The sequence below is a fragment of the Pseudomonas sp. 10(2024) genome (assembly GCF_045164175.1).
GTDB classification, from domain to species: domain Bacteria; phylum Pseudomonadota; class Gammaproteobacteria; order Pseudomonadales; family Pseudomonadaceae; genus Aquipseudomonas; species Aquipseudomonas alloputida.
In genome coordinates this window covers 1221289-1234933 of record NZ_CP174006.1, presented here as the reverse complement: position 1 = coordinate 1234933, position 13645 = coordinate 1221289, and the positions used below count along the sequence as shown (strand labels likewise).

Sequence of the window (13645 nt, the reverse complement as noted above, 5' to 3'; positions counted from 1 at the left end):
CCGTTGTCAAAAAAAACCATACGGTCGACCTGCATACCGTTGCAGATAAGGTAGTCACTCATGAGCGCTAGGCACTTTCTCTCCCTGCTGGACTTCACCACCGACGAATTGCTCGGGGTGATCCGCCGCGGCATCGAGCTGAAGGACCTGCGTAAGCGAGGCGTGCTGTTCGAACCGCTGAAGAACCGTGTGCTGGGCATGATCTTCGAAAAGTCCTCGACCCGTACCCGTGTGTCGTTCGAGGCCGGCATGATCCAGCTCGGCGGCCAAGCCATCTTCCTCTCGCCCCGCGACACCCAGCTGGGCCGCGGCGAGCCGATTGGTGACAGCGCCATCGTGCTGTCGAGCATGGTTGATGCGGTGATGATCCGTACCCACGCCCACAGCACCCTGACCGAGTTCGCCGCCAAGTCGCGTGTACCCGTGATCAACGGCCTGTCCGACGAATCGCACCCGTGCCAACTGCTGGCCGACATGCAGACCTTCGTTGAACACCGCGGCTCGATTCAGGGCAAGACCGTGACCTGGATCGGCGATGGCTTCAACATGTGCAACTCCTATATCGAAGCCGCCAGGCAGTTCGATTTCCAGCTGCGCATCGCCTGCCCCGAAGGCTATGAGCCGGATCAACGCTTCATGGCACTGGGCGGTGACCGCGTGCAGATCATCCGGGATGCCAGGGAAGCTGTGCGTGATGCACACCTGGTGGTCACCGACGTCTGGACTTCCATGGGTCAGGAGGAGGAAACTGCACGGCGCCTGGCGCATTTCGCGCCTTACCAGGTCACCCGCGAACTGCTCGACCTGGCTGCACCCGATGTCCTCTTCATGCACTGCCTGCCCGCCCACCGTGGCGAGGAAATCAGCCAGGACCTGCTCGACGACCCACGCTCGGTCGCCTGGGACGAGGCTGAAAACCGCCTGCATGCACAGAAGGCGCTTCTCGAATTCCTTGTAGAACCGGCTTACCACCACGCATGAGTCAACCCCTACTGCTCAACCTGCGCAACCTCGCCTGCGGCTATGGCGACCAGCGCATCGTCCAGAACCTCAACCTGCACCTGAACGCAGGCGACATCGGTTGCCTGCTGGGTTCATCCGGTTGTGGCAAGACCACCACCCTGCGCGCCATCGCCGGTTTCGAGCCGGTGCACGAAGGTGAAATCCACCTGGCTGGCGAAGTCATTTCCCGGGCTGGGTTCACCCTGGCCCCGGAAAAGCGCCGCATCGGCATGGTATTTCAGGACTACGCGCTGTTCCCGCACCTGACCGTGGCGCAGAACATTGCCTTTGGTATCGCCAAACACCCACGCCAGGCCGCCGTCATCGAAGAGATGCTGGAGCTGGTCAAACTCGGCGGGCTGGGCGGGCGTTACCCGCATGAGCTGTCCGGCGGCCAGCAGCAACGTGTTGCCCTGGCCCGGGCGCTGGCGCCCGAGCCGCAACTGCTGCTGCTTGACGAGCCATTCTCCAACCTCGACGTGGAGCTGCGCCGGCGCCTGAGCCATGAGGTTCGCGATATTCTCAAAAGCCGCGGTACCAGCGCCATTCTGGTCACCCATGACCAGGAAGAAGCCTTTGCCGTCAGCGACCAGGTTGGCGTCTTCAAGGAAGGCCGCCTGGAACAGTGGGATACGCCCTATAACCTTTACCACGAACCGCAGACGCCATTCGTGGCGAGTTTCATCGGCCAGGGGTACTTCATCCGTGGGCAAATGAGCAGCCACGAGGCGGTCAATACCGAAGTGGGTGAGCTGCGCGGTAACCGCGCCTACATCATGGCGCCGGGCAGCTCGGTGGATGTACTGCTGCGCCCGGATGATATCGTGCATGCACCTGGCAGCGCGCTCATGGCGAACATCGTGGGCAAGAGTTTCCTTGGGGCATCCACGCTCTACCGCCTGCAGTTGCCCACCGGTAGCCAGCTCGAAGCGATCTTCCCTAGCCATGATGACCACGAGGTCGGTGAGAATGTGGAGATTGCAGTGAAGGCCGATCACCTCGTGCTATTCCCGGTACCGGGAAGCGTTGCGGCACAGTTGCCACGCCAGGAGAACGGCGTGCGTCGATACAGTTCGGCGACTTGACTCAAGCGCCAGGGGGCCGCTTGGCGGCCCCCTGTTCTCAGCCTCGACCAATCCCGGCAAACGTGCCCTGCGTATACTCCGCCAGCACCGCCGCGGCCAACTCCACTTCCAGGCCACGCCTGCCGGCGCTGACATGGATAGTTGCAAAATTCTGCGCCGAATCATCAATGAAGGTCCGCAGGCGCTTCTTCTGCCCCAGCGGGCTGATGCCGCCCACCAGGTAACCGGTCGCCCGCTGCGCCGCCGCCGGGTCGGCCATCTCGCACTTCTTCACCCCGGCAGCATGGGCCAGGGCCTTGAGGTCTAGGGTACCCACCACAGGCACAACCGCTACCAGCAATTCCCCTTTCTCGCTGCTTGCCAGCAACGTCTTGAACACCTGTTGCGGGTCGAGCCCGAGCTTTTCTGCCGCCTCCAGGCCGTACGACGCCGACTTCGGGTCATGTTCATAACTGTGCACACGATGCTCGGCACGGTGCTTCTTCAACAGGTCTAGGGCGGGGGTCATGCAAGGGCTCCAGTCAGGGACGACTCGGCGGCTACTTTAGGACAATTCCCACATCCCAGCCACCGCACCGCAATCGCGCGCGTCTAGTACAGGGATCAGCAGCTGATTCTAGCGACCTTATCGTGACTGACCGTTCACTTTCGACCTTTGACATCAGCGTTTCTTGTCTATATTTTTTCGTTTCTGAATAAACGATGCCCTTTTAAGGTGCATTTCCTACATCACCCGGGGTCAATGGGGATAGACACCGGGTTTTGCTGTCGAGCGCCACGCGCCTCACAACAAAAAAAACGAGGTCATACATGACGACTGCTCTGCGCCAACCCACACTGTCCAGCCAATGCCTGGCCGAGTTTCTCGGCACCGCCCTGCTTATCTTCTTCGGCACCGGCTGCGTCGCCGCGCTCAAGGTTGCCGGCGCCAGCTTCGGGCTTTGGGAAATCAGTATCATCTGGGGCGTGGGCGTCAGCATGGCCATCTACCTCACCGCCGGTATTTCCGGTGCGCACCTGAACCCAGCCGTGAGTATCGCCCTCACACTGTTCGCAGGGTTCGACAAGCGCAAGCTGCCCTTCTACATGCTGGCCCAGGTATGCGGCGCATTCTGTGGCGCGGCACTGGTCTACACGCTGTACAGCAACCTGTTCTTCGATTTCGAACAAGCCCACGCCATGCTGCGCGGTAGCGAAGGCAGCCTGGAGCTGGCCTCGGTGTTCTCCACCTATCCACACCCGTCGCTGTCCACCAGCCAGGCGTTTCTGGTCGAAGTGGTGATCACTGCCATTCTGATGGCCGTGATCATGGCCCTGACCGACGACAACAACGGCCTGCCGCGCGGCGCCATGGCCCCGCTGCTGATCGGCCTGCTGATTGCAGTGATTGGCAGCGCCATGGGCCCATTGACGGGTTTTGCGATGAACCCGGCCCGCGATTTCGGGCCAAAACTCATGACCTTCCTGGCCGGTTGGGGCGAAATCGCCTTCACTGGCGGGCGGGATATTCCCTATTTCCTGGTTCCGGTATTTGCACCGATCCTTGGCGCCTGCTTGGGTGCAGCGAGCTATCGCGGCCTGATTGCACGCAACCTGCCAATGGCGCCCGCCGCGACCCCTGAGACAAATGACATTCGCCAGGGCGATACTCAAGCCAATTGATGCCACCATCACGCACAGCCCTGACCCCCTATTCTTGCAAGGCCTACGACCATGACAGACACCCAGGATAAGAACTACATCATCGCCCTGGACCAGGGTACCACCAGTTCGCGGGCGATCATTTTCGACCGTGACGCCAATGTTGTAGGTACCTCCCAGCGCGAGTTCGCACAGCATTACCCGCAGGCGGGCTGGGTCGAGCATGACCCGATGGAGATTTTCGCCACACAAAGCGCGACCATGGTCGAGGCCCTGGCCCAGGCGGGTATCAGCCACGCCCAGGTCGCCGCGCTGGGCATTACCAACCAGCGCGAAACCACGGTGGTATGGGACAAGGAAACCGGGCGCCCGGTGTACAACGCCATTGTCTGGCAGTGCCGCCGCAGCACCGAGATCTGTGCTCAGCTCAAGCGTGACGGCCATGAAGACTACATTCGTGAAACCACCGGCCTGGTCACCGACCCGTATTTCTCCGGCACCAAGCTGAAATGGATCCTCGACAATGTCGACGGCGCCCGTGAACGCGCCGAGCGTGGCGAACTGCTGTTCGGCACCATCGACACCTGGCTGATCTGGAAGTTTACGGGTGGCAAGGTTCACGTCACCGACTACACCAACGCCTCGCGCACGCTGATGTTCAACATCCACAGCCTGCAGTGGGACGACAAGCTGCTGGAAATCCTGGGCATTCCGCGGCAGATGCTGCCTGAGGTGCGCCCATCCTCGGAAGTGTACGGCCACACCAAGAGCGGCATAGCCATCGCCGGTATCGCCGGCGACCAGCAATCGGCACTGTTCGGCCAGATGTGCGTGGAGCCGGGCCAAGCCAAGAATACCTACGGCACTGGCTGCTTCCTGTTGATGAACACGGGCGACCAGGCGGTGAAGTCGTCCCACGGCCTGCTCACGACCATTGCCTGCGGCCCGCGTGGTGAGGTGGCCTATGCACTGGAAGGCGCGGTATTCAATGGTGGCTCTACCGTGCAATGGCTGCGTGACGAACTGAAGATCGTCAACGACGCCCTGGATACCGAGTATTTCGCCAGCAAGGTCAAGGACAGCAATGGCGTGTACCTGGTGCCAGCCTTTACCGGCCTGGGTGCCCCGTACTGGGACCCGTATGCCCGTGGTGCGTTGTTCGGCCTGACACGTGGCGTGAAGGTGGACCACATCATCCGCGCCGCACTGGAGTCCATCGCCTACCAGACCCGCGATGTCCTCGACGCCATGCAGCAGGACTGTGGCCAGCGCCTGTCCGAGCTGCGCGTGGACGGTGGTGCCGTGGCCAACAACTTCCTCATGCAGTTCCAGGCCGACATCCTCGGCACCTGCGTGGAGCGGCCGCAGATGCGCGAAACCACGGCGCTGGGCGCCGCCTATCTGGCAGGCCTGGCCTGTGGCTTCTGGAGTGGCCTGGACGAGCTGCGCGACAAGGCGATCATCGAGCGTGAGTTCAGCCCGCAACTGGACGAAGCGCAGAAAGAAAAGCTGTATGCCGGCTGGAAGAAGGCGGTCGAGCGTACCCGTGACTGGGAAGATCACGAGGCATGATCGCTGTTGGGGCCGCCATGCGGCCCCAATCGTCTACTGGCCGTCATCCCCTTCCTACGGCATCATTGCAGAATTTGTCCGGCAGCCCCAAAGGACCGCCCATGAATCTGCCCCCCCGCCAACAACAAATCCTCGAACTGGTACGCGAACGCGGCTATGTCAGTATCGAGGAAATGGCGCAGCTGTTCGTTGTCACTCCCCAGACCATCCGACGCGACATCAATCAGCTTGCCGAGCTCAACCTGCTGCGCCGTTACCACGGCGGCGCGGCTTACGACTCGAGCATCGAGAACACCGCCTACGCCATGCGTGCCGACCAGATGCGTGACGAAAAGCAGCGCATTGCCGACGCCGTAGCCCGGCAGATTCCCGACCATGCGTCGCTGTTCATCAACATCGGCACCACCACCGAATCGATCGCACGGGCGCTGCTCAACCACAGCCACCTGAAAGTCATCACCAATAACTTGCATGTGGCGGCGATCCTGGCCGCCAAGGACGATTTCGAAGTGCTGGTGGCGGGTGGCACGGTGCGCCGAGATGGTGGTGTCGTCGGCCAGGCCAGTGTCGATTTCATCAACCAGTTCAAGGTCGACTTCGCCCTGGTGGGCATCAGCGGTATCGACGAGGATGGCAGCCTGCTCGATTTCGACTATCAGGAAGTGCGGGTGTCGCAAGCCATCATTGCCAATGCCCGGCAAGTGATCCTCGCCGCCGATTCCAGCAAGTTCGGGCGCAATGCCATGGTGCGCCTGGGCTCGATCGACCTGGTCGACTGCCTGGTGACCGACCAGACACCGACCCCGGCCCTTACCCAATTGTTGAATCAGAACAAGATCAGGCTTGAGGTGGTGTGAGGGCTGGTGGGTGCATGCCGCCAGATTTTTGGTGTCTGCGTGAGCAAGCGCCCCTCACCCAAGCCGTACCCCCTGAATTTTCGTAAATGTTCACTTCATTGTCATTTGATCAGTTTTTTCTATAGAGACTGACTGGCGACCGGCTTTCTGTTGCGCTAATATTTTCGCAAACGAACATCAATGTTCATATTCGATGTGAACAGCCCCAGGAGGCCTTGCCCGTGTCCCAGCCAGTTTCGTCCCAGCCCCCAACAGCCAACTGCTATGACCTTGCCGTAATCGGCGGTGGCATCAATGGCGTGGGCATCGCTGCCGACGCCGCTGGTCGCGGCTTGAAGGTCTTCCTTTGCGAAAAAGACGACCTGGCCCAACACACGTCGTCAGCCAGCAGCAAACTGATTCACGGTGGACTGCGCTACCTGGAGCACTACGAATTTCGCCTCGTGCGCGAGGCCCTGGCTGAACGCGAAGTGCTGCTGGCCAAGGCGCCGCACATCGTCAAACCTATGCGCTTCGTGCTTCCGCACCGCCCGCACCTGCGCCCTGCATGGATGATCCGCGCCGGCCTGTTCCTCTACGACCACCTGGGCAAGCGCAAGCGCCTGGGCGCCTCGCGCAGCCTGCGCTTTGGCCCGGGCTACCCGCTGAAGCCGGCAATCACCCGCGGCTTCGAATACGCCGACTGCGCTGTCGATGACGCCCGCCTGGTAGTACTCAACGCCATGGCGGCCCGTGAGCTTGGCGCCCATATCCGCACCCGCACCCGCTGCTTGCGCGCCGAACGTGTAGAGGGCTTGTGGCAGGTAGAGCTACAGCACGCCGATGGCAGCCTCCAGACGATCCATGCCCGCGCGCTGGTCAACGCCGCCGGCCCGTGGGTGGCCAGCTTCATCAAGGACGACCTCAAGCTCGATGCGCCTTACGGCATCCGCCTGATCCAGGGCAGCCACATTATCGTGCCGCGCCTGTATGAAGGCGAACATGCCTACATTCTGCAGAATGAAGACCAGCGCATCGTCTTCTGCATCCCGTACCTGGACCGCTTCACCCTGATCGGCACCACTGACCGGGAATACAGCGGCGACCCGGCCGCGGTCGCCATTACCGAGCAGGAAACACATTACCTGTTGAAGGTCGTCAACGAGCACTTCAACCACCAACTGAGCCAAGCCGACATCCTGCATACCTACTCCGGCGTTCGGCCGCTGTGCAACGACGAGTCGGACAACCCTTCGGCGGTGACCCGGGACTACACACTCGCCCTTTCGGCAGAGGTTGGCCAGGCACCGCTGCTGTCGGTGTTCGGCGGCAAGCTCACCACTTACCGCAAGCTGGCCGAATCTGCCATGGCTGAACTCAAGCCCTTCTTCACCCAGATGCGCGCCCCCTGGACCGCCAGTGCGCCACTGCCGGGCGCAGAGGGCATGACAACGGTACAGGCGCTGATCGATGCCGTACTGGCACGTTGCGGCTGGTTGCCTGTCGACCTGGCCAAACGCTGGGTGCTCACCTATGGCAGCCGTGTGTGGCGACTGCTCGATGGCGTTCACGGCCCCGAAGACCTCGGGCAGGCTATCGGGGCCGGGCTGTTCACCCGTGAGGTGGACTACCTGCTGGAGGAGGAATGGGCTGAGCAAACCGCTGACATTATCTGGCGTCGCACCAAGCTGGGCCTGTCGCTGACCGCACAGGAGCAGGTGGCCCTGGAGGCGTATCTGCAGCAAGCCCGCAAGGTGCGCGCGAATAGCCGCGCAGCCTGATACCGACGGTGAAGCCCTCTTGATCCGTCAAGGGGGCGTACTCGCCCAGCGCTCATAGGCTTCACGCGCCAAACGCGCCAGCAATGCCCGCTCGCTGCGATCGAAATCAGCCTTCAGTGCTTCACAGCGTTGCAGAAACTCGTTTTCGCTGATCACTTGCTCATCTACCTGAGCCTGCAGGGCCTCCATACGCTGGTGCAGTGGCTGTACCAGGTCTTCAAATCGCTGCGCATGAAACTCGCGCGCGTATTGCTCCCAGAAAGGCCGCTGTGCCAACGAGGCAATCAGGGCATCCATCGACTCATTTTGCAAAACCGCGTCCTGGACCCGCAGCAGGTCGCTGGTGGTCACGTTTGCAAAACTTGGGTAGTGCATTTCGTCGAGCTCGATCGGCAAGCCCAATGGACGCGCAAGCCGCTGTCGGTAAAACAGCCTTGTCTCGATTTCATCGATATGTGGGGCGTGCTCGGCATGCATGCGTTGCACGTGCAACGTCGCGTGGCGGTCGACCTCGTCCAGGCGAAACAAACCACGCGCCAGGCTTAGCAAACGAGCTTCCATCCGGCTGCCATGAGCATCTTCGACGGCGCGCAGTACCAAAACCCCAAGCTCCATCTGCTCCAGCAACAGCAGCAGGCGGTCCTCACAACTGCGCCGGCCAGATGCCTCGAGAAACAATTGATGACGCAACTGCTCGTGCTGCTCACACGTTTCCAGAATCCGCCAGATTCGGCTGCGGTAATGCCCAGGGTGCTGTTCAAAGTCCTCGCCGTGGACGAAGTCTGCCAGAAATCGGAACATTCCATCTGAGTGCGGTTCCTCAAGCAGCGCTGTCCATATGGCCTGCTGGCGATCACGTTCAGCGTCGGCTGTGCTGTTGGCCCAGGTATTGAACAGGTCACTGTCAATGCCGCGATGGCGTGCGGACGCTGCCCCCCACTGGCCCGGGGCCACACCTCGAGCCTCATCGAGCAGCAATGCGTCAGCTTCGCCAAGTGGATTATCGTGCAAGGACAACTGGTGCACCTGCAGGCGCAGCTGCTGCAACTCTCGGCGCAGTGTGCGAATGTTGTTGTTACGCACGTCCACATGGGCACGAAATGAGATCTGCTCAGGCAACGCCTCAAGGCCGGCAGAGCGCAGGTTGACTTCACGCAAATTGCCCAGGCGCGTCAGTACCGGCGCCCTTCCCAACGGGTTGTGGCTGAGGTCCAGGTACCGCAGCGCACTCATCCCGGCAAGACGCAATTCACCGGCCTCATCCATTATCACGCTGTTGCGGCGCAGGTTTAGCTGCCGCAGGCGGGGCATATGTTCAATGCCGTGAGGGATCGCAGTCAGGCGATTGCCGGACAGGTCGAGTTCAATCAGGTTGGGAAAACGGCGAAGAAAGTCCGCATTGATTTCAGCAAGGCCCAGGTCACTGAGGATCAGCCGTCGCACATGATCAAAGCTCACCCCCTCCGGTAATTCGGGCAGACTCCCGATACGCTCTCCGCTGATGATCAGCGCGTAGTCCCCGGCCTCGTCGGTTATCTTGCGCCGCCAGCTTCGCCGTACGGCAGTAGCGACCCGACGGCGGCGTAGCGCGTCCAGTGGGTTACTGGCATCCCTGCGCCACTGGCGCAGGCTCTGACGCAGGCGCGCCAACTGCCCCGTCAGCTGGCTGTAGTGCTCCCACAACCCTACTCGCCGCTCCATGAGGTCAAGCAGATAGGCTTGTAGCTCCCCGTCTGTCATCGTCGGAAACACTTGGTGAATACCACGTCCTATGGCACGCCGACTGCTTTCGCCTCGCCCACTCAAGGCATACCCGATACGCCCATCCCCGAAACGGGTCGGGGGTCGCAGGCCAACACCCAGACGCGGCATGCCACAGAGCTCAGCCGCTTGGGTGCGATCACCGGCAGCGGCCTCGATCAGCAACGAGCCCAGGGCGCCTGGACTGACAGCGGCATCGCCGAGATCGGCTGTCTGCGTCTCGTCCAGCGCCGCCAACAGTGCCGCCAGGTAGGGGCCGGATGTGCCTTGACCGGCGTAGCGGTAGCCGTCGCCGCGGCGCACGATACACCGTACATCCTGCGCAGACTCGGCGCCGATACCGGCCAGATACCGGCCACTCGGGCTGCCTTCGCGCAGTTCGATGCGCAGGGTGTCCGGCCATTTCAGCTGACGCTCGAGCAACCCCAAAGCCAGGCGTTCGGTGTCCGGATTGACGCAACGCGGCAGGCGAAAACCCGCACAGGCCCTGTCCAGACGGCTTTCGCGCAGCGACCATCGTGCGCGCTCGGCCACTGCCAAAGGGACCCGCTGCGCGGCGCTGAGCGTATCGAGCTGTGCACCGCTGCATTGCTGAAGCAGCTCACGGGTACAACGAGCCGACAGGCCCGGGAAAGTGCGCTGCAATATCCGCTCGATACCATTGGGCTGCACTTGCCGTGCAGCAACGTACTGCGCCAGTCGCGGCGCGCTGAAGTCCGGGTGTAATTCATGTGCCTGATAAAGCTCCAGGGCATCGAGCAAGCGTGCAGGTGCGCCCATGTGCTCGACGTGCAAACGGCGAACCTGCGCTTCACTCAGCCCTGTTACCTGGAGCAGGTAGTCGCATGTCGCTTCCGGTAGTTCTGCCAGGGGCGTACTCAGGCGGCGCACCAGATTGGCCCGCCCGTCCCAGTATTGGGGAGCTTCCAGTTCATGGCGCCAGCCGCCGGCGCCATTCTGCTCGATCACAGGGCGATAGGCACCGGGACGACCAGGGTGCAGGATCCTGGCGCGACCATCCTGCGGATCCTCCATCACCCGATAACGGCCCTCATCGAGGTGCCATAACCATTCCTGTGCGCCAGCACCACGCAATGGTTTGGCATCGTAACCGGGTAGATCCGTGGCCATGAGCTTGACCTTGCCGGCGGAGGTGCACACCGGTGCCAAGTCATCCACGAAGGCCAGACGCTCAAGAGCACGCACGGCTACTTGGCTGCCGGCTGCGATCATCCCGCCGACCACGACGTTTTCGGCAACGTTGAACAGGTGGTTCAACGCCCCTTCGCGGTCACCCATGCGCCAATCTTCATACCCTTCATAAACTTCGTCAGCAATCTGAACCGCGTTTGCCACCAGCAGCACTTCGCCAAGCACAGGCACGAACGCCCCCGCCACGTTCAGCACATTCAAACCCAGCTCTTTGTAGCCCTGCATGCGCGCTTCACGGTCTTCGTCATCTTCGACATCGGTGGGCACGGCGAGCACCCTGGCGTCATCCCTGATCTTGGCGAGGCATTGCCGACGCAGGTGTACGAACGGTGCGTCAGTGATCGGTGCAGAACGGGCGTCGAGTTCCACCCCGGCTGTCGATGCCTGTGCGACCCGCTCGTTCAATACGCGATAGAAATTGATGCGCTCACGCTCGGTAATGAAGCGTGCGAAAAAGCGCCGATAGGCCGGCGCACGGAAGCGCTTTCCAAGGTAGTTGTCGAGTGCATCCCAGCTGGCATGACGGGAGACGGGCTGATGAGGGTCATCGGGTATCCAGATCACCACCGACTCCACTGCGCCATCAGCGGAGGAACGCACTTCCAGCGTCAGCACGCCCTGAACCGGGCGGCCCAGCAGGTACAACTGCCGGGGCACCACAGTGCCCACCAGCGCAGGCACCACCGGCTTTTCGGCAATAAGTGGCAACAGAAAAAAATACGTGCGCTCGTCAATGTCCTGTTTCAACGCAGCGACCCGCATCGCCACCTCGAAATGGGCCTTGAAACTCGCCTCGAACAGCCCGTGCAAGCGGGAAACGGCCTGGCCCGGCTCATCCTCCGGGCCATCTTCAGGCTGTAGATGGTGGGTGAGCAACGCCTGGTACTTGCCCCCTGCGTCGACCTCGCGACATGCGGAGGCAAACGCGTGGAAGCTCATCGGCAGGCGGTTACCGTTGCCATCGACCAGTTCACCTTTGAGCGTGAGCCCGGGGCGTGTCTCCCTACGATGATAGTTATGCAGCGCCGCCTCCAGCAATGACCGCCTGGAGCGGCGAACATAGGTGGGCCGCAGCAGCACAGGCGAAGCGCTGGGCAGCAACAGCCGCTGCGAGACCCGTACCCTCCAGCCCGTCACGTCCGGGTTGCTGAAGCCGCTCTTGCGCAGTTTCGTTTTGAGCAACGCTGCTGCGTAGGCCTGCAAAGAAGGGATGGCCTGGAGGATCGGGCCAAGCCGCGCATTGCAGTGCGCCTGACGACTCAGGGCATTACGTAACGCATCGAGCCTTTCCGGTTGGGCGTGGTCGACTAGCCATCCAGGCAAATTCTGGGCGATCAGGCTATCGATGGAATCGTTCGGGAGCCGGTGCGGTGACATCTGTGGAACTCTCCAGGCAAAGAGCAAAGCTCACTACGTCTGAGCCCTTGCCGCGCACTGCATAGTTACCGCAAGCGATACCGGGATAGGTGGCTGCCCATGCGTTCGGATAACCGAACGAGCAATCGCTGTTTATTCGGCCTGGCGAACCCCGAAGAGAGATCGAGACTGTCAAGCACGAGCAATACCAGTGGTTTAAGGTCGACAGCAGGGCTTGGCACGAGTCATGCTCTACACTTGGTAGCCGAATGCACCCGCTTCTTGCTGTATTCGTTGAACGAAGAGTCCGCCAACGGCTCCATAAAAAAAACAAACACGTCGAGGAAAATTTGATGCGTATCGTTCGTCAATTGCTGGGCGCAGCCATCGCGGCTGCAGTCATCGCTTCGCCGGCCATGGCCGAGGAGCTCACCGGCACCCTGAAGAAGATCAAGGAATCGGGCACCATCACGCTGGGGCACCGCGACTCCTCCATTCCATTTTCCTACCTGGCCGGCAAACCCGAGCCCGTCGGTTACTCGCATGACATCCAGCTGGCCGTCGTCGACGCGCTGAAAAAGCAACTGGGCACGGACATCAAGGTCCGCTACAACCTGGTCACCTCGCAAACCCGTATTCCGCTGGTGCAGAACGGCACCGTCGACCTGGAGTGCGGCTCCACCACCAACAACGTCGAGCGCCAGCAACAAGTCGGCTTCTCGGTCGGCATCTTCGAAGTCGGTACCCGCCTGTTGACCAAGGTCAAGGATGGTCAGCCGGCATACAAAGACTTCCCGGACCTGGCCGGCAAGAACGTGGTGACCACCGCCGGTACCACCTCCGAGCGCATCCTCAAGGCGATGAACGCCGACAAGCAGATGAAGATGAACGTGATTTCCGCCAAGGACCACGGTGAAGCCTTCAACATGCTCGAAAGCGGCCGCGCCGTGGCCTTCATGATGGACGACGCCCTGCTCGCCGGTGAAATGGCCAAGGCGCGCAAGCCAGCGGACTGGGTCATCACCGGTACCCCTCAGTCGTACGAAATCTACGGCTGCATGGTGCGCAAGGATGACGCTGCGTTCAAGAAAGCGGTCGACGACGCCATCGTTGCCTACTTCAAGTCGGGCGAAGTCAACAAGAGCTATGACAAGTGGTTCATGCAGCCGATCCCGCCTAAAGGTCTGAACCTCAACTTCCAGATGAGCGACGAGCTGAAAAAACTGATCGCCGAGCCGACCGACAAGGCTGCGGACGAGAAGAAGTCCTGATCCTCAGTAAATAGTGGCCTGGTGCTCACGAGCACGAATCAATTCTGCAGGCCACTCATTAGTGTCTAACCTTTCATCCGTGGGCGCCTTGCGCCCCCGGATGCTCGAAGGTGCCCGTGAAACAACCG

General features: G+C 61.3%; 9 protein-coding genes. 7 read left to right on the top strand and 2 right to left on the bottom strand.

What is annotated here, in order from left to right; genetic code table 11:
• The first annotated feature begins 60 nt into the window (after positions 1-60).
• Complete coding sequence (gene argF, locus ACI7M0_RS05520; protein ID WP_014589911.1) at positions 61-981, top strand: ornithine carbamoyltransferase; 921 nt, start codon at positions 61-63, stop codon at positions 979-981.
• Complete coding sequence (locus tag ACI7M0_RS05515) at positions 978-2087, top strand: ABC transporter ATP-binding protein (RefSeq protein WP_129932343.1); 1110 nt, start codon at positions 978-980, stop codon at positions 2085-2087. Before argF ends, ACI7M0_RS05515 begins: the two co-directional genes overlap by 4 nt.
• A 37-nt stretch (positions 2088-2124) precedes the next feature.
• Here ACI7M0_RS05515 and ybaK read toward each other — a convergent pair whose 3' ends face one another.
• Entirely contained in the window at positions 2125-2595 is a 471-nt protein-coding gene (gene ybaK / locus ACI7M0_RS05510) for a Cys-tRNA(Pro) deacylase (protein ID WP_003254957.1), read from the bottom strand.
• Between the two features lie 302 nt (positions 2596-2897).
• Between ybaK and ACI7M0_RS05505 the strand changes: the two genes are divergently transcribed.
• From ACI7M0_RS05505 to glpD, 4 genes are all read left to right on the top strand, one after another.
• The gene (locus tag ACI7M0_RS05505; protein ID WP_003254959.1) at positions 2898-3749 is read left to right on the top strand and encodes an MIP/aquaporin family protein; all 852 of its coding nucleotides are present in this window, start codon (positions 2898-2900) and stop codon (positions 3747-3749) included.
• 51 nt (positions 3750-3800) lie between these two features.
• Positions 3801-5300: a glycerol kinase GlpK gene (gene glpK, locus ACI7M0_RS05500; RefSeq protein WP_020190707.1), complete on the top strand. Its 1500-nt coding sequence runs from the start codon at positions 3801-3803 to the stop codon at positions 5298-5300.
• A 101-nt stretch (positions 5301-5401) separates the two neighbouring features.
• Positions 5402-6157: a DNA-binding transcriptional repressor GlpR gene (glpR, locus tag ACI7M0_RS05495; RefSeq protein ID WP_129932344.1), complete on the top strand. Its 756-nt coding sequence runs from the start codon at positions 5402-5404 to the stop codon at positions 6155-6157.
• 221 nt (positions 6158-6378) lie between these two features.
• On the top strand, positions 6379-7917 hold the full coding sequence (glpD, locus tag ACI7M0_RS05490) for a glycerol-3-phosphate dehydrogenase (RefSeq protein WP_129932345.1): 1539 nt from the start codon (positions 6379-6381) through the stop codon (positions 7915-7917).
• A 27-nt stretch (positions 7918-7944) separates the two neighbouring features.
• Here glpD and ACI7M0_RS05485 read toward each other — a convergent pair whose 3' ends face one another.
• Positions 7945-12267 (bottom strand): NEL-type E3 ubiquitin ligase domain-containing protein, encoded by a 4323-nt coding sequence (locus tag ACI7M0_RS05485; RefSeq protein ID WP_129932346.1) that lies wholly within the window; start codon positions 12265-12267, stop codon positions 7945-7947.
• Between the two features lie 332 nt (positions 12268-12599).
• Between ACI7M0_RS05485 and ACI7M0_RS05480 the strand changes: the two genes are divergently transcribed.
• The gene (locus ACI7M0_RS05480) at positions 12600-13517 is read left to right on the top strand and encodes a glutamate/aspartate ABC transporter substrate-binding protein (protein ID WP_064492331.1); all 918 of its coding nucleotides are present in this window, start codon (positions 12600-12602) and stop codon (positions 13515-13517) included.
• Positions 13518-13645: the final 128 nt, after the last annotated feature.